The organism is Echinicola sp. 20G, from assembly GCF_015533855.1.
GTDB lineage: Bacteria > Bacteroidota > Bacteroidia > Cytophagales > Cyclobacteriaceae > Echinicola.
The window spans coordinates 2,226,124-2,242,614 of the sequence record NZ_AP024154.1 but is presented as its reverse complement, the minus strand read 5'-3'; the positions used below and the strand labels follow the sequence as shown (position 1 = coordinate 2,242,614).

Genomic DNA, 16,491 nt, shown 5'->3' with positions numbered 1-16,491 from the left:
ACTAAAAGAATCCTAAAATACTTTAGTGTATTATATTTGAAAGATTGAATAACTATAAACATACAATACAATGGCAAAAGCAATTGAAATTACAGACGCTAACTTTGAAGAGATCATCAAATCTGATCAACCTATCCTAGTGGATTTCTGGGCCGAATGGTGTGGACCATGTAAAATGATCGGACCAGTAGTAGAAGAAATCGCTGGTGAATATGATGGTAAAGCAGTTGTAGGTAAAGTGGACGTTGATTCCAATCCAGCTGTCGCTTCTAAATTCGGAATTAGAAGTATCCCTACCCTTTTGTTCTTTAAGAATGGTGAAGTTGTAGACAAGCAAGTTGGTGCTGTACCAAAAGCAGTACTTTCTCAAAAATTAGAAGCTCAAATTTAATTTAAGCATATATCAATACTCAAAAAGGCGCCCAAACAGGCGCCTTTTTTGTTATTTATATCTTTGGAGGATTCAACTCTGAGACCCCTCCAGATACGATAAATTTCATAACATCCGTACTATTGACTCCTTTAAGGATTCGAACATTCTCCTTAGGCACTAAAAAACAGTTGCCACTGAAATTATAAGAATGGGGAAAATAAATCGCTACGAGTGCCTCTTCTCCAATCACCGAAAGGTCATCCTGTGTAATAAACCCCAGCCTGCTCATATTCTCCGAAAGCTTAACAATTACAGGTGTATTGAACTTCTTCTTATCCCCAACAAATGCTGACATCAAATCCTTAATGCTGGTGTAAAGAATATTTACCAACGGTATTTTGAACAGCCACTTCTCCACCAAGTCAAATACCGGTCTTGTGATAAATATGTTGGCCAAATAGCCAATAAAAGTAATCAGCGCAAAAACTATTAAAATTCCTAAACCAGGAATAGGCACAGGAAGTAGGTTATCCAAGAACTGAATAATCAAAAAGATAATATAAATGGTCAATGCCAGAGGGGCCACAAACAATAGTCCTTTAAGGAAATAATTCAATAACCGCTTAGATGTAAATGACATAATGCTATAAATTGATACAAGTATATAAGTAATAAAAATAATGCCTGATTTGAGAAAAGGCACAAAAAAAGCCCTGTCTTTCACGACAGGGCTTTGATATATTTCTTTGGGAAATTTATAAATCTATACCCATGAAAGACATAAATGCAATGCCCATCAATCCAGTAATCAACATCGTAATCCCCAATCCTTTCAATCCATTTGGCACATTAGAGTACTTCAATTTTTCACGGATAGCAGCCAATGCTATAATTGCCAACATCCAACCAATACCTGAACCAAAGCCATAAACAGTTGCTTCAGCCAAAGTATAGTCTCTTTGGGCCATGAACAAAGAACCACCAAGGATCGCACAGTTTACAGCGATCAAAGGCAAGAAAATACCCAATGCACCATATAATGCCGGAGCAAATTTCTCCACAATCATCTCTACCAACTGTACCATCGCTGCAATAATGGCGATAAACATGATAAACCTCAAGAAAGTAAGGTCAACAGTAGCAAATGACTCACCCAAGAACGACAATGCGCCTTCCTTAAGGACAAATTCATTCAACAACCAGTTCAATGGCACCGTAATGGTCAAAACGAAGATAACCGCTGCACCAAGACCAAGGGCTGTATCTACTTTCTTAGAAACGGCCAAAAATGAGCACATCCCCAAGAAATAAGCAAATACCATATTGTCGATAAAGATCGACCGAATTCCTAAGCTAAATAATTCCATTTCTTAGCAATATTTTAATGTTCTACATAACCAGTCTTGGTACGCTGTACCCAGATGATAAGACCAAGGATGATAAATGCTCCTACCGGGCTTACCATAAGACCATTGGTAGCCAATGAGAAATCTTCACCAAACCACGAAGAGATGGTTTCAAATACTGGAATTCCAAATACAGTACCTGAACCCCAAAGTTCACGGAAGAAAGCCACTGCCAGGATGATCCAAGAATAACCTAATGCACTACCAAAACCATCCAAAATTGAATCATATGGTTTATTTCCCATCGCAAAGGCTTCCAATCTACCCATTACGATACAGTTGGTAATGATCAAACCTACGAATACAGAAAGCTCTTTGTACATATCGTAAGCAAAAGCTTTCAAAATTTCGTTTACCAAGGTCACCAAGGTTGCCACAACTGCTAGCTGTACAATGATCCTTACCCTAGTTGGAATGGTATTTCTCATAATGGAGATGGTCAAGTTTGACATCACAATTACGAAAATTACGGAAAGTGCCATTACCAAGGTTGGCTTCATCTGAGTGGTTACCGCTAAGGCTGAACAAATCCCCAAAACCTGTATGGTAATTGGGTTATCATCCACCAAAGGGTCAGATATCAATTTCTTTCTACGCTTTGACAGAAGCGCCTCTGCTGGCTTTTTAACTTCTGTTTTTTCTGCTGTTTCTGTGCTCATATCAATAAATATTGAGATGTTCTAAAATATTTTCTTAGCGTATTAATTAGGAGTTGCCTTTTACTTTTTCCAAGTAAGACTCGTAAGCTCCCAAATAATTCACAAACATATTGTTCACTCCTTTTGCTGTCAAGGTAGCTCCAGACATTCCATCAACCTTATGCTCATCTCCAGAATAGTCTTTGCCTTCACCTTTTTGCATCTCCACAGCTACCAATTCGCCTGACTCGTCATAAATTTTCTTTCCTTCATAACGACCCTGTACATCACCGGTAGTAATTCTTGCTCCCAAACCAGGTGTTTCTCCAGCGTGTGCAAAAGTAACCCCTTCAATGGTGTTCAAGTCTGTTTTCAAAGCCAAATATCCCCAGATAGCATCCCAAAGTCCAGCTCCATAAAGAGGAAGGATATAAGCAACTACCTTATCTTCACTACCTTCTTCATGATAAATATAAACTGGATAAAGGCGCTCGTCAGCAGGCTTCTTGTAGTTCTTAGCTACATCTACTGTCTCAGCAGTAACAGCTGCACCTTCCTGTTCAGTCACTTCCTCTCCCTTGATGTTAACCACCTTAGAAGAGATCGTATTTTCATAATATTCTTTGATTTCATTTGGCTTCATGGCTGCAATTTTCTCTGCATCCATTACGGCACCTAAAATCTGCTTTTTCGTATCCAATGCCACGGCTTCCTTCTGAATAGGGCCTAGCAGCTGAGAAGTTCCGGAAAGTAAAAATCCTAAAACGACGGTAAGGATTACCGAAAACGTGATGATGTAAGTATTAGACTGTTGCACGTTGTAACCTCCTTTTCTTGTTTGCTTTTACAACATAATAATCAATAAGTGGAGCGAAGACGTTCATCAATAGAACCGCCAACATAATGCCCTCTGGATAAGCTGGGTTGGTTACCCTGATGATTACCGTTAGGAAACCGATCAACAAACCATATACCCATTTTCCCCTTTCCGTCTGCGCAGCCGAAACTGGGTCTGTAGCCATAAATACGATACCGAATGCTACACCACCCATAAGCAAGTGATAGTAAGCCGGCATAGCCATATATTCATTTACTGCAAAGGCATTCATGATCAATCCCATGATAAAGGTACCTGCAAAACCACTAACGATGATTTTCCAGCTTCCTACCCCAGTACCTACTAATATGGCGGCACCGATAAGTATCATCAAAACAGAAGTTTCACCAATCGAACCAGGAATCAAGCCTAAAAACATATTGGCTACACTGAACAAATTATCACCTATTGCTGAATTATGATTCGCAAAAGCAGAAGTGACAGCTTCACCATTTTGTCCTGCTTGGAAAGCTACAGAAAGAGCAGTCGCTCCAGAGAAACCATCAACGGCAGCTTTATCTCCAAGGTAAGTCCAAACTTTATCTCCTGAAATTTGTGCTGGATAAGCAAAATACAAGAAAGCCCTGGCCGTCAAAGCTACGTTCAGAACATTCATTCCTGTTCCTCCAAACACCTCTTTACCAATCACTACCGCAAAAATCGTCGCTAGTGCCACCTGCCATACAGGTATATAAGGAGGCATAACCAAAGCGATCAACATCCCTGAAACCAAGAATCCTTCACTAATTGGGTGATTTCTGATCACACAGAAAGTAAATTCAGTCAGTAGACCAACTGCATAAGATACAATCAAAGTAGGCAACACTGCCATCGCACCAAATAGTACCTTATCAACTAAAGTAGCTTCTTCGCCTATGGCAAGGAAATGCTGAAAGCCTACATTAAATATCCCGAAAAGAAGAGCTGGGATCATGGCAATAACTACCGTAATCATCACTCTCTTTAAATCTACTGCATCCTTAATCTGAGAACCTTTTGCTTTAGTAGTGATATCAGGAGCAAAAGCAATTGTCCGGTGTCCTTCGTAAAGGGTGTAGAATTTCTCCCACTTTCCCCCTTTTTCGAAATTCGGCTTTAGCTTATCAAATAAGTTTTGTAATGCCTTCATATTTTAACTATACATTAATAATTCAATCCCATTTCTCACAATATCCTGCAAATCATTCTTAGAAGGATCTACAAACTCACACAAGGCAACATCCTCTTCAATGATCTCAAAAAGTCCGAGCTCTTCCATCTCATCAAAATCTTCCGAAATAATTGCCTTGAAAAGGAAGGTAGGAAGAATATCCATAGGAAGTACTTTTTCAAATACTCCTGAAACTACAAATGGTCTTTCTTCACCATGTGCATTGGTATCTACTTTGAATTCTCCCTTGTTCATGAATGAGAAAATCCCCAAAGCCTTACTAAAACTCAGCTTGCTGGTGGTAGGCTTGATCCATCCTAAGAATTCTTCATAATCTCCCTCAGGGATCACAGTAATCTGATGGTGATAATATCCTACATAGCCATCTGATGCGATTTTTTCACCAGTTAGCACGTTACCAGAAATTACCCTAACATGATCAGACTTAAGATTTCCATCAACAAATGTGGAAACATTTGCTCCAACATAAGTTTTCACGTAAGCAGCCTTGTTCACTTCAGAACCAGTAATTGCAACCAGTTTAGATGCGTCAAGGATTCCTTCAAGGAATAGTTTTCCAATTTGGGCAACCCCATAAGGATTAACAGTCCAAATCAAATCACCTTTATTGATTGGGTCAATATGGTGAATCTGAACGCCTACATTACCAGCAGGGTGTGGACCAGAGAATTTGTTCACTTGCGCACCTTGAATGCCACCATAAACAGGGAACACCTCAGATTCAGCGTCCAAGTTTAAGTGAACTGTTCCTGATGTAAGCTTTTTAAGAACAGTGATACCTGCTTGAAAGAACTTTTCTTGTCCTTTTAACAGCATACCATAATCCGGTGCTAGAGGATGAGAGTCAAACCCGGAGATAAAGATGGCTTTTGGCTCATCTTCAGGATTTGCTACGACACCAAATGGTCTTTGGATGATTTGTGGCCAGGCGCCTCCTTTTAGGATTTGCTCAGTGGCTTGCTCTTTGGAGAGAGATTTGATGTCAGATTCAGAGAATTTGTCGAAAGTTTCATAGCTGACTTCAGCGTCTGCCATGATTCTGATTTCCAATAACTTTCGCTTTTCACCTCTTTTAATTTCAACGATTTCCCCGGAAACAGGAGCTGCGTAAAGTACTTTATCCAGTTTTTTATCAAACAAGATCGGAGTACCGGACTTTACCGTATCCCCCTCTTTTACAAGAACTTTTGGACGCCGCATACCTACAAAATCTGTAGGCTTAATCGCGAAGGTCTGTGCTGGCTTGAAAGCTTCCATTTGCTTTTCTGCCTTTCCCACCAGCTTAATATCAAATCCCTTCTTAAGCTTAACTAGTTTTGACATATTTTATTTGAAACTATATGGTCCTTTGAAAAACGCCTCAAATCTAATAAAATACATTAGTTATTAGAAGATAATTCCAGTAATATTTATGAGTGGGATATTGTCTTGACTAAAATTTATTGGAGGACGGACTATTGGCTCACCACTTCCCCCAAAGAATTGATATAGGCCATTACTTGTTCCATTAGCCACATAGGGGTAGAAGTGGCACCGCATATCCCTACTTTATCGTTCGCCTCAAACCATGCAGTATCTATTTCACTTTCATTTTCCACAAAGTAACTTCGCTCATTTTCGGCTTTACAAACCTGGTACAAGGCCTTACCATTTGAGCTCTTTTTACCTGAAACAAAAATAATTACATCATTCTCATTGGCAAATCTGGTCAACTGAGGTTCTCGGTTAGAGACCTGTCTGCAGATTGAATCATTGGCGGTAAATTCCACCTCTTCCAAGGATTGATTGGCCTTGGCCATCCGTTCTTCTATTTTAGCTTTTAGGGCATAAAAACCTTTGGTGCTCTTCGTGGTCTGGCTAAAAAGTGTGACCGGTTTTGAGAAATCTATTTTTTCCAAGTCTTCATCCTCCATGACCACCACAGCCTTTTCCAATGTTTGGCCAGTAAGTCCGATCACTTCAGCATGCCCCTTTTTACCATAAATTACAATTTGACCATCCTGCTTTTCCATCTTATCAAAAGCAGTTTTTACACGATGCTGTAGTTTCAGCACCACTGGACAAGAAGCATCGATCAGCTCAATATTATTTTCGATGGCAAGCTTATAAGTTTCAGGGGGTTCACCATGTGCCCTGATCAGCACCTTACAGTCCCTAAGGTCCTTCAGGTTCTCCCGGTCTATCACCACCAAGCCCTTTTCACTCAGCCGCTTTACTTCCATGTCATTATGGACAATATCTCCAAGACAATATAAGCGATCTGCTTCCTGCATCTCATCCTCTGCCATTTGAATGGCAAACTCCACTCCAAAGCAATATCCTGAATTTTTATCTATTGTAACTTGCATCATAATATTAATTTGCCGCTATTTTTTGCTGCGCCAGATGGGTAATTTCGCAAACTTGATCCTCAAAATCCAGTAAACTGGTATCTATTTCGACAGCGTCTTCCGCTTTCTTCAAAGGACTTTCCGTCCTGCTTGAATCAATCCTATCCCTTTCTGATAAGTTATGGATGATTTTTTCCAACTCCACCATCTCCCCTTTCTCCAATAGCTCTTGCTGTCTTCTTTCCGCCCGGATCTTTAAATCAGCAGTCATAAACACTTTCAGCTCAGCACTAGGAAACACCACTGTACCTATGTCCCTTCCATCCATCACCACACCTTTGTGCTTTCCTAAACGTTGCTGCTGGCTGACCAGTTCACGCCTTACCTCTTTAATCTTACTGACTTCACTTACCCTCTCTGAAACTTCCATAGTCCGAATTTTTCTTTCCACATTAAGTCCATTGAGATACGTTTCTTGCAGACCTGTCTCCTCATTTTTATGGAAGGATATTTCCAAACTCCCCAAGGCCTTATCCACGTCTTTCGGATTGGTAAGAACAGTAAACCTGTTGAGAAAATGTAAGGTTGTAGCTCTGTACATGGCTCCAGAATCAATGTAGGTATATCCCAGTTTTTTGGCCACCTGCTTGGCGGTCGAACTCTTTCCACATCCCGAAAAGCCATCTATAGCAATTACAATTTTCCTCATATCAAAAATTCACTTTCTATCCGTAAGTTTCGCTGCAAATATAGAATTTTATAAAGACAAAAACCCTTAATATACCTACAAAGCTCTCTCCAAGCCAAGGTGCCATCAGAAAACTTAAACTGCTTCCACTACTTTTAGCCAATCCATTTAGTTATCTTTAGTATTACACCAAAGACACTCTACAAACACCATGAACACTTTTTTCATTGATGGCCAACTGGTCGATGTGATTAACAAAAAAATAAAAAACACCAGAATCACGATCCAAGACGGCCTTATTTCAGCCATAAATCCAGTTGAAAACGCGCCAAAACATTATATTCTTCCCGGTTTTATAGATGCTCATGTGCATGTGGAATCGTCCATGTTGATCCCTTCTGAATTTGCCAGGCTAGCATCTGTTCATGGAACTGTCGCCACCGTATCAGACCCACACGAAATAGCCAATGTCTGTGGAAAAGAAGGTGTTGAATATATGATTCAAAATGGAAAGCAGGTCAATTTTAAATTTTATTTTGGAGCGCCATCCTGTGTACCTGCTACACCTTTTGAAACAGCAGGTGGCGAAATATCAGCGGAAGACTTGGAAGATTTGCTGTCCCGTCCAGAAGTAAGCTATTTGGCAGAAATGATGAATTGGCCGGGCACCGTAAATCGAGCCCCTGAGGTCATGGAAAAAATAGCCATTGCCCAAAAGTTTGGAAAACCAATAGATGGCCACGCTCCGGGGCTAAAGGGAGAAATGGCTAAAAAATATATCAGTGCAGGCATAAGCACCGATCACGAGTGTTTCACAAAGGAAGAGGCTTTGGACAAACTCCAGTATGGGATGAAAATAGCTATCAGGGAAGGCAGTGCGGCAAAAAACTTTGATGCCCTTATTGACCTTATTAATGACTATTATCACAAAATCATGTTTTGCTCGGATGACAAGCACCCTGACAATCTTGCCGAAGGCCACATCAACAAGTTAGTTTCTAGAGCAGTAAAAAAAGAAAAAGACTTATTCAAAGTACTTCAAGCAGCCTGTATTAATCCTATTGAACACTATCAGATGGATGTAGGCAAGCTTCAAGTTGGTGATAAGGCAGATTTCATCATATCCAAGGACTTAATAGAGTTTGATATTATTGCTACTTATGTCAATGGAAAAAAAATCGCTGAGAATGGGCAAACATTGATTCCCTCCATCCCGAGCAACTTGATCAACAACTTTAACACTTCTCCCAAAAGCCCTGCAGATTTTGAAATCCAAGCAAAAGGTGACACTGTTAAGGTAATTGTAGCTCAAGATGGCCAATTGATTACACCGCAGATTACAGGAAAAATAAAAATAAAAGAAGGGCTGGCCGAGTCAAATATCGAGGCTGACATACTTAAAATTTCGGTGATCAATAGGTATGAGGACCAAAATCCTACGGTTTCATTCATTAAAAATTTTGGACTGAAAGAAGGAGCCATAGCTTCATCCGTCGGCCATGATAGCCACAATATTATCGCAGTAGGAGTGGACAATGCTTCTATTGCCAAGGCTGTCAACCTTATCATAGAGGCTAAAGGAGGTATTTCTGCAGTTTCTAAAACTGAGGATTTCCTATTACCCCTTCCTGTCGGGGGAATCATGTCTAATGAAGATGGCTATAAAATAGCCAAAGCCTATACCAGCATAGACTTAATGGCGAAAAAGATGGGATCAACCTTGAATTCACCATTTATGACCTTAAGTTTCATGGCCCTTTTGGTAATTCCAGAATTGAAACTCAGTGACAAAGGGCTTTTTGATGGGCTCAAATTTGAGTTCACTCCACTATTTCAAGAATAGTAATAATCAAAAAAAATTAGTCCAAAAACCCTAAAAACAAAAACAGCTATTATATTAGATTCAATTTTCGTATTTTATAATTCGTTTTGAACCGCACAAATTAAACGAACCCTTGACAAATCGATCTAAGCAATTGTGGCAAAAACTGACCCTCAGCGATCAGGAACAAGAGTTGGAATCCAGAATTTTTAATGCAGTAGCTATCATAACGATAATCTACCTTAAAAGCATGGTCATCTTCAACTATGTCTTGTCCCAATACCTTTTATCTGCACTTTTGTTCATTACCTCCATCATTATTTTAGGGTTTTATCTAGCAGGGAGATCCAGAAAAAACTATCAATGGGGCATAAAAGTTTTAGCTGCCCTAAGCTACCCCATATTGGCGCTAAACTTCTATCTCAATGATGGTATCCAGGGCCCCACTCCTTATATATTTTTAATGGTCCATATTATCGTCCTGACCCTTTCTGAGAGAAAAACCTTTTGGTTTTGGACAATTTATAATATCGTTTTTTTCATAACACTCTATTTTATCCATAATTTTTACCCAGATCTGATCGCCAATAATTACAGTAGTCCGGAGATTAAATTTCTCGATCAGTCCTTAAGCTATATGGCCTGTGCCATCGGCATGATGGCCATCATTTCTGCGTTAAAGTGGAACTATCAAAAACAGAAAATAAAAAACGAGTTGAAAAGTGTGGCCTTAACAAAGGCAAACCTTAACCTCCATCAAAACAATGAGCAGAAAAACAAGATCATTGCCTTGATCTCACATGACCTGAAAAACCCTCTTCTTTCCATCACCAAAATACTCGAAATGATCAAAGAAGGCGAGCTAAGCGATGAGGAAACCAAAAGCATCCAAGAAGACCTTTTTATCATGGCTTCCAATACCCAAAAGATGGCCGAAAGTATTTTGGACTGGGCGACTGTAGAACTCAAAAACACAGAACCCAATTATAAAAGAGTAAATATCAAAAAGAAAAGCGAAGAGGTACTTAACATCTATCACAATCTGGCCAAACAAAAAGGAATTACCTTAAACACCGTGTTTTTGGGAAGTATTATCATTACCACGGATATTGACAGGCTTCTTTTGATTATTCGAAACTTATTGCAAAACGCTATCAAATTCACTCCAACAGAAGGGAAAATAGATTTCTCTTTTAACCATAAAGAACACGAAATCATCATTGAGGTTTCCGATACAGGAGTGGGTATACCAGAACATAAGCTCAACAGTATTTTTGATATGGACTTCCAGTCTACAGAAGGCACTCAAACTGAAAAAGGCACAGGCTTCGGTCTCTTCATTTGTAATGAAAACGCTAAAAAAATCAAAGGTGAGCTAAATGTCCAAAGTGAAGTAGGCAAAGGCACTACCTTTACATTGTCTCTCCCTGTATTCCCAACATTGCCAGCTGCCTAAAACCTTTATTTCAGCACCTGCTTTCTCTTGCTCATAATGTCTTCGAAGATGGCATGTGCGTGCACTATAGTGTTTTCTATAAAAAACTCTCGGGTATTTAGCCCCCCACAAACCACACCCGCCAAATAAAGCCCTGGCACATTGGATTCCTGGCTCTTTCCATCAAAACAAGGCCTCCTTTTTTCATCCAAAGTCAATTCAACCCCAAGTTGGTTCAGTAGTTCATAATTTGGCTTGTAACCAGTCATTGCCAGAACATAATCATTCTCCAAAGTCTCCTCGCCATTTTCGGTTTCAATAACAACTTCTTTCTCCTTAATTTCCTTAATGCTACTATTATAATAGGCCTTGATAGAACCTTCTTTGATCCTATTTTCGATATCGGGAAGTACCCAATATTTTACTGTTCGGTCTACAGATTCATCTTTAAGCACCATGGTCACCTCTGCTCCCTTTCGCCATGTCTCCAAAGCTACATCAACCCCAGAATTCCCACCACCAATCACGATCACTTTTTGACCAATATATGGCCAGGGTTCTTTATAGTAATGGGTCACTTTAGGAAGATCCTCGCCAGGAACATTCATTTTATTTGGAAGATCATAGAAACCAGTAGACAGTACCACCTTTTCTGCTAAATATGTTTCCTTGGAAGATTCAATCAAAAATGTACCATCATCCAGCTTCTTCAGCTGTTTGACCTCTTCATAAAGACTCACCTTGAGATCAAAATGCTTTGCGATCCTCCTGTAATACTCCAACGCTTCAGGACGAGTTGGCTGTTTATTAATAGACATAAACGGTATATTCCCCATCTCCAACTTTTCTGAAGTGGAAAAAAAAGTCATGTTAACAGGATAGTTATAAATTGAATTGACCAAAGTGCCTTTTTCCAGGATCACATAGTTTAATTTATTTTTCTCTGCTTCTATCCCACAAGCTAAACCAATAGGGCCTGCACCTACGATCAGTACGTCTATTTTTTTCATATTATAATTAAAACAGATTTACCCTTTAAGAGTTCGGTTTTCCAAAATTTTCTCATAAAGCGTAAAATATCACTTTCAAAATTAAGCGCCCTCAATTCTTAAGACATCTTAAATCTCAACTCTTCATCATCAAAGCCTAGGCCATTCTTCTTTACTCGTTTTTCAAGAAAATCTACCTGACCGTCATGTCTCCATAAAATTGCTGAAATATTCACTGTGCCATATCCTTCTATCTCTTTGATAAATGGCGCTGACAATGCGCGTTCCATCTTCAAGGGCAAACCTGTATTGGGCAACCTCTCATTTTGCTCCCTTGAAGTTGATCGATGTATTTCGACTAAGCTATGGAGAGAAATATCTTGATTTTGCATTTGCCTTTCAAAGGCTGATTTACTTTTCACCACTTTATGCCACGGATCATCCAACAAAGCATTGCTAACTCCATGCAATCCCGGGCTTACCAGTTTGGGCTTGTTGTCATAGTTGGAAAAGTACCACATATTATCTTTATCAGCGACAAATAGATTGAAACCATCGTATTGATCACGGTTTTCATGTACATTTTCTAAATATCTTGAAGGAGATTCTTGGGAAGTCAAATAATCCAACACCAACTTTCCCCTACTTACAGGATTTGCCTTGAGGTGAGCCAAGTCCCGATAGTTTGTCAATGCAGCGAAACGGCCATTTGGATGAATTCCCATCCATGTACCGCCGCTTTTCAAATCCCTTCCTGCATAGATACCATTATCCCATTGATGGATTTTAGCACTGGGCCTACTAAAAAACTCATCCCTATTAGCCACTAAAATCAATTTATAAATGGGATCTGACTGCCAATGAAAAGTTATTAAACACATGAAACTAAATTAATGAAAAGGCCGGATTTATCCGGCCTTCAGGGTGAATAAACAACTTTCTACACCGTCGTATTGAGTTGGATATTCATTTCACTAAACACTTAAAACTGAAATCTAAATTGGCAACACCATTTTGACATCACCAATCTTCAAACCATCAGGCAGTCCCTCAAGTTCCACAACTCTCTATCAACCAGCGGTTTTAACTTATTTTAACATTTCCAATTACGAAAATAATCGTAGTATTTTTTGAATTACGAAAAGAGTCGTATATATTTACTACGAAACGAATCGTAATCAAACAATGAAATACAAGCCTACTGAATCCGAACTTGAAATCCTTTCCATTCTTTGGGAACTACAAAAAGGCAGCGTAAGGGAAGTACACGATGCGCTCTCCAAGACAAAGGACACCGGATACACTACCACGCTTAAGATCATGCAGATCATGTATTCCAAAGGACTGCTCAAGAGATCCGAACAAGGCAGGAGCCATATCTATACTCCCCTTATTACCGAAAAGGATACCCAAAATTCACTTTTAAGCAGTTTTATGGATTCGACATTTGGTGGTTCTGCCAAAAAGCTCATCATGAGAGCTCTTGGACAGAGCAATCCCTCCAAGGAGGAAATCAATGAAATCCGACAGTTACTTAATGAACTAGAAAATCAACAATAATGGACTTTATCAATGACTTTATTCATCAAGAATACCTAGAAGCTATTGGCTGGACTTTGATCCACTCTACCTGGCAAATAGTTGCTGTAAGCCTATTGTTGTGGTTTGTTCTCAAAGTTTCCTCCAAGAAATCAGCCAACTTCAGGTATACCGCAGGAATAATTGCCCTACTTGTCATTACGGTTACCAGTGTCATTACTTTTTCTATGATGCTGGATACTCCGCAGGATAAAATTGCTGTGACCGTCCATACTCATTCCAGTGGCGTTCAAGTCATTTCATCTGGCGATGTCAATTTTTCCAGTACTGCTCCAACCATAAAAAGCAACTATTTCAATCCTTCTTGGCTCCAGAAGTTAGAGGCTTTCCTTCCAACTTTGGTCAACTTATGGTTGTTAGGCGCTTTGTTCTTCCTGGTAAAGTTATCCGGCAGTCTATTTGACCTAAGAAACTTACATAAAAAGCACAACCAGCAAGTGCCAGAGCAATTGATAAAAAAGGTAAATAGCATGATTGCCTCTATGGAGTTTTACAGAAAAGTAAAAGTGCTAAAAAGCCAGCTGGTCAATGTCCCAATCACTTACGGAATCATCAAACCAGTTATTTTAATTCCTGCTGGCCTCCTGCTTAACACTTCCCCTCAGCAGTTGGAAGCTATCATTGCACATGAACTGGCACATATAAAAAGGTATGATTATTTGATAAACATCTTACAACACTGCCTAGAAGTCTTCTTCTTCTTCCATCCTTGCTTTTGGTGGATCAACGAAATCGTCAGAACCGAAAGAGAAAACGCATGTGACGATGTCGTTCTAAGCATGGGATTCACTCCTCAGGAATTGGCATATGGGCTTGCAGAAGTAGCTGAGTACGCCCATACAGCCACCCCAGAAATGGCTATGGCTGCAACTGGAAGCACTAATCCTACTTTGAACAGGATAAAAAGAATCATGGGGCTACAATCCCGACAAGAAAAACTTTCACCATTAATTACCCTAACTATGTTAGTATCTCTTATGATCAGTGCCTCATTAGTAATGGGCGCTATACCATCAGAAAAACATGAATTCTCCAAAGAGTTTTTGTTGACAAACCTTAAAACTGAAACTGTTGTAAAAAATTGGAGTGTTCATCTTCCCTGTCCTGATGAAATCAAAACCAGCAGTAACAGCAGACGAGCTTATGTATATTCTTATAAAACCGACACCACACCAGCTCCAAAGGTAGTTGTAAAAGTAGCAGCTGTTGCTGACCCTATGCCAGTATTGGAGCTGAGCCCCGTACCTCAAATGGATGTAGAAATTCCTCCGGTTCCAGTAGTTCCTCAATTTGAAGAAATGGATTTCGTCCCTCCCATGCCAACCATAGAACTTGACATTTCCGAGGAAACCTCAGTAATCAGTGAAATAGCCATAGAATTGGCCCAGATGGAAGGTGACACTTCCATTCAAGACAAACAAAAAAGAGCCCAACTCCAAGCAAAACTTGAACAAGCTGAGAAAAAGCTTGAAGCCAAGACCAAGGTGTTTGAAGAAAAAATGTCCGAATGGGAAAACGAACATGGCAAAACCATGAAAGAGTGGGAAACCAAAATGGAAGCCTGGGGCAAAGAAATGGAATTGAAACAAAAAGAATGGGAAATTGCTTTTGAACCTAAAATGAAGGAGTTTGAGACGAAGATGAAGGCTTGGGAAAAAGAAAACGAGCCAAAAATCAAGGAGTTTGAAGCAAAGATGAAAGAATGGGAAAAAAGACAGCGTGAAAAAGAAAAACAAATCGAATAACCAACATTCACTTTTCTATTAGCCATAGGAAACCGCAACAAGACAGGCTTCTTTACTATTCAACCTGTACCTGTTGCGGCTCCTTGTTTTTGTCACAATTGACTAAAACGGACAAGAATTTCACCTATTTAGCCATGAGGTATTTTTTGAAAGCCACAAAATCGTTTGGAAGCTTTTCCACCTTTTTCTTTCCTTCTAGAAATGCAGCCAATCGCTTTGGCAATACCACCTCTTCCTGATGTACTGCTTTTACTACATCCCTGAATTTCCCAGGATGGGCGGTTTCCAAAAACACACCCACCACATCCGAATTACTTTCCCTATATTCTTTGAGTCCCAAATAAGCCACAGCTCCATGAGGGTCCATTACATAACCCCGGGTATCTTTTACCTCTTTCATCACTTCGCGAGTAGTCGCATCATCAAAGAAATATCCTTTGACCTTTTCCTTGAGCAAATCCTCATCTCCGTCATATAGCGCTAGCAATCTGTAAAAATTACTTGGGTTACCTACATCCATACTATTGCTAATGGTTTGCAAAGAAGGACGAGCCCTGAATGGAACACCTTTCAAGTAATCAGGCACCACTTTATTCACATTGGTAGACGCCACGAAACCATCAATAGGCAGCCCCATTCGCTCTGCCAATATCCCTGCTGCTATATTTCCAAAATTGCCACTGGGTACAGAAAAAACTACTTTTTTGTTGCCTTTAGGCAATCTGGAATAAGCATAAAAATAATACAGGCATTGAGGGATCCATCTGGCAATATTGATAGAATTGGCAGAAGTCAGCAACATCTTTTCATTCAATTCACGATCCAGAAAGGCCTCTTTAACCATCCTTTGACAATCATCAAACACTCCATCTACCTCCAAAGCCTTCACATTCTCTCCCAAAGTGGTAAACTGTTTTTCCTGCAAAACGCTTACTTTGCCCGAAGGGTACAAGATGATGACCTCCACATCTGGAACCTTATAAAAACCATTGGCCACAGCACTGCCCGTATCACCTGAAGTAGCCACCAAAACCCTCACCTTTTCCTCCTCAACCAGCATACTCATCAACTTAGAGCAAAATCTTGCCCCAAAATCCTTAAATGCCAGCGTAGGTCCATGGAACAATTCTAAGGTATAAATATCCTTTTCAACCTCCACAAGTGGCGCATCAAAAGCTAAGGTATGATCTACCAGTTCCTTGATTTCATTATGGCTTAGGTCTTCTCCAAAAATTGCCCCGATCACTTCATATCCTATCTCCTGAAAAGACAATTTGGAGAGATTTTCAAGAAAAGAAGCTGGCAGTTGCGGAATTTGCTCAGGCATATACAAACCTTGATCGGGAGCCAAACCTTTGATCACCGCTTCTCTTAGAGATACTTTATGGTCTTTATTGTTAGTGCTGTAAAATTTCATA

16 protein-coding genes are annotated in these 16,491 nt (G+C 39.8%); 5 read left to right on the top strand and 11 right to left on the bottom strand.

What is annotated here, in order from left to right; all coding sequences use genetic code 11:
• Positions 1-70 precede the first annotated feature (70 nt).
• Complete coding sequence (gene trxA, locus JL001_RS09695) at positions 71-391, top strand: thioredoxin (RefSeq protein WP_192008581.1); 321 nt, start codon at positions 71-73, stop codon at positions 389-391.
• 55 nt (positions 392-446) lie between these two features.
• On the opposite strand, the gene JL001_RS09690 is transcribed toward trxA, so the two are convergent.
• The 8 genes from JL001_RS09690 to cmk all read right to left on the bottom strand — a co-directional run bounded on the left by JL001_RS09690 (position 447) and on the right by cmk (position 7,504).
• Positions 447-1,013 (bottom strand): DUF502 domain-containing protein, encoded by a 567-nt coding sequence (locus JL001_RS09690; protein WP_200975892.1) that lies wholly within the window; start codon positions 1,011-1,013, stop codon positions 447-449.
• A 115-nt stretch (positions 1,014-1,128) separates the two neighbouring features.
• Complete coding sequence (gene nqrE / locus JL001_RS09685; RefSeq protein ID WP_192008584.1) at positions 1,129-1,740, bottom strand: NADH:ubiquinone reductase (Na(+)-transporting) subunit E; 612 nt, start codon at positions 1,738-1,740, stop codon at positions 1,129-1,131.
• Between the two features lie 14 nt (positions 1,741-1,754).
• Positions 1,755-2,438 (bottom strand): NADH:ubiquinone reductase (Na(+)-transporting) subunit D, encoded by a 684-nt coding sequence (locus tag JL001_RS09680; RefSeq protein WP_192008585.1) that lies wholly within the window; start codon positions 2,436-2,438, stop codon positions 1,755-1,757.
• A gap of 46 nt (positions 2,439-2,484) precedes the next feature.
• A complete protein-coding gene (nqrC, locus tag JL001_RS09675) occupies positions 2,485-3,234 on the bottom strand; it encodes an NADH:ubiquinone reductase (Na(+)-transporting) subunit C (protein ID WP_200975891.1) in 750 nt (249 codons plus the stop codon).
• Positions 3,221-4,423: an NADH:ubiquinone reductase (Na(+)-transporting) subunit B gene (locus JL001_RS09670; protein WP_200975890.1), complete on the bottom strand. Its 1,203-nt coding sequence runs from the start codon at positions 4,421-4,423 to the stop codon at positions 3,221-3,223. Before JL001_RS09670 ends, nqrC begins: the two co-directional genes overlap by 14 nt.
• A 3-nt stretch (positions 4,424-4,426) precedes the next feature.
• Positions 4,427-5,788, bottom strand: a complete 1,362-nt coding sequence (locus JL001_RS09665) for a Na(+)-translocating NADH-quinone reductase subunit A (RefSeq protein WP_200975889.1) — start codon at positions 5,786-5,788, stop codon at positions 4,427-4,429.
• A gap of 131 nt (positions 5,789-5,919) precedes the next feature.
• A complete protein-coding gene (locus JL001_RS09660) occupies positions 5,920-6,813 on the bottom strand; it encodes a 4-hydroxy-3-methylbut-2-enyl diphosphate reductase (protein ID WP_200980364.1) in 894 nt (297 codons plus the stop codon).
• A 7-nt stretch (positions 6,814-6,820) separates the two neighbouring features.
• Positions 6,821-7,504 carry a (d)CMP kinase gene (gene cmk, locus JL001_RS09655; RefSeq protein WP_200975888.1) on the bottom strand — a complete coding sequence of 228 codons (684 nt, stop codon included), beginning with the start codon at positions 7,502-7,504 and terminating at the stop codon, positions 6,821-6,823.
• Positions 7,505-7,694: 190 nt separating this feature from the next.
• Between cmk and ade the strand changes: the two genes are divergently transcribed.
• On the top strand, positions 7,695-9,326 hold the full coding sequence (gene ade, locus JL001_RS09650; RefSeq protein WP_200975887.1) for an adenine deaminase: 1,632 nt from the start codon (positions 7,695-7,697) through the stop codon (positions 9,324-9,326).
• 112 nt (positions 9,327-9,438) lie between these two features.
• Entirely contained in the window at positions 9,439-10,761 is a 1,323-nt protein-coding gene (locus tag JL001_RS09645) for a sensor histidine kinase KdpD (protein ID WP_236252765.1), read from the top strand.
• Between the two features lie 5 nt (positions 10,762-10,766).
• On the opposite strand, the gene JL001_RS09640 is transcribed toward JL001_RS09645, so the two are convergent.
• Both JL001_RS09640 and JL001_RS09635 read right to left on the bottom strand, forming a co-directional pair.
• A complete protein-coding gene (locus JL001_RS09640; protein ID WP_200975886.1) occupies positions 10,767-11,750 on the bottom strand; it encodes a YpdA family putative bacillithiol disulfide reductase in 984 nt (327 codons plus the stop codon).
• A 98-nt stretch (positions 11,751-11,848) separates the two neighbouring features.
• Positions 11,849-12,610, bottom strand: coding sequence for an NRDE family protein (locus tag JL001_RS09635; protein ID WP_200975885.1), 762 nt, complete (start codon positions 12,608-12,610; stop codon positions 11,849-11,851).
• Between the two features lie 304 nt (positions 12,611-12,914).
• Here JL001_RS09635 and JL001_RS09630 point away from each other — a divergent pair, with 304 nt between their 5' ends.
• Together JL001_RS09630 and JL001_RS09625 are read left to right on the top strand one after the other, a co-directional pair.
• Positions 12,915-13,289 (top strand): BlaI/MecI/CopY family transcriptional regulator, encoded by a 375-nt coding sequence (locus JL001_RS09630; RefSeq protein ID WP_200975884.1) that lies wholly within the window; start codon positions 12,915-12,917, stop codon positions 13,287-13,289.
• Complete coding sequence (locus JL001_RS09625) at positions 13,289-15,073, top strand: M56 family metallopeptidase (RefSeq protein WP_200975883.1); 1,785 nt, start codon at positions 13,289-13,291, stop codon at positions 15,071-15,073. Before JL001_RS09630 ends, JL001_RS09625 begins: the two co-directional genes overlap by 1 nt.
• Before the next feature lie 124 nt (positions 15,074-15,197).
• Here the strand turns inward: JL001_RS09625 and thrC are convergent, their stop codons facing one another.
• Positions 15,198-16,490, bottom strand: coding sequence for a threonine synthase (gene thrC / locus JL001_RS09620; RefSeq protein ID WP_200975882.1), 1,293 nt, complete (start codon positions 16,488-16,490; stop codon positions 15,198-15,200).
• Position 16,491: the final 1 nt, after the last annotated feature.

Bases quoted from the DNA above. Each gene is read 5' to 3' on its own strand.
- JL001_RS09630 (WP_200975884.1), top strand. From the start codon at position 12,915: ATGAAATACAAGCCTACTGAATCCGAACTTGAAATCCTTTCCATTCTT.
- JL001_RS09635 (WP_200975885.1), bottom strand. From the start codon at position 12,610: ATGTGTTTAATAACTTTTCATTGGCAGTCAGATCCCATTTATAAATTG.
- JL001_RS09665 (WP_200975889.1), bottom strand. From the start codon at position 5,788: ATGTCAAAACTAGTTAAGCTTAAGAAGGGATTTGATATTAAGCTGGTG.
- JL001_RS09690 (WP_200975892.1), bottom strand. From the start codon at position 1,013: ATGTCATTTACATCTAAGCGGTTATTGAATTATTTCCTTAAAGGACTA.
- JL001_RS09640 (WP_200975886.1), bottom strand. From the start codon at position 11,750: ATGAAAAAAATAGACGTACTGATCGTAGGTGCAGGCCCTATTGGTTTA.
- JL001_RS09670 (WP_200975890.1), bottom strand. From the start codon at position 4,423: ATGAAGGCATTACAAAACTTATTTGATAAGCTAAAGCCGAATTTCGAA.
- JL001_RS09625 (WP_200975883.1), top strand. From the start codon at position 13,289: ATGGACTTTATCAATGACTTTATTCATCAAGAATACCTAGAAGCTATT.
- JL001_RS09680 (WP_192008585.1), bottom strand. From the start codon at position 2,438: ATGAGCACAGAAACAGCAGAAAAAACAGAAGTTAAAAAGCCAGCAGAG.
- JL001_RS09660 (WP_200980364.1), bottom strand. From the start codon at position 6,813: ATGCAAGTTACAATAGATAAAAATTCAGGATATTGCTTTGGAGTGGAG.
- ade (WP_200975887.1), top strand. From the start codon at position 7,695: ATGAACACTTTTTTCATTGATGGCCAACTGGTCGATGTGATTAACAAA.
- cmk (WP_200975888.1), bottom strand. From the start codon at position 7,504: ATGAGGAAAATTGTAATTGCTATAGATGGCTTTTCGGGATGTGGAAAG.
- thrC (WP_200975882.1), bottom strand. From the start codon at position 16,490: ATGAAATTTTACAGCACTAACAATAAAGACCATAAAGTATCTCTAAGA.
- nqrE (WP_192008584.1), bottom strand. From the start codon at position 1,740: ATGGAATTATTTAGCTTAGGAATTCGGTCGATCTTTATCGACAATATG.
- trxA (WP_192008581.1), top strand. From the start codon at position 71: ATGGCAAAAGCAATTGAAATTACAGACGCTAACTTTGAAGAGATCATC.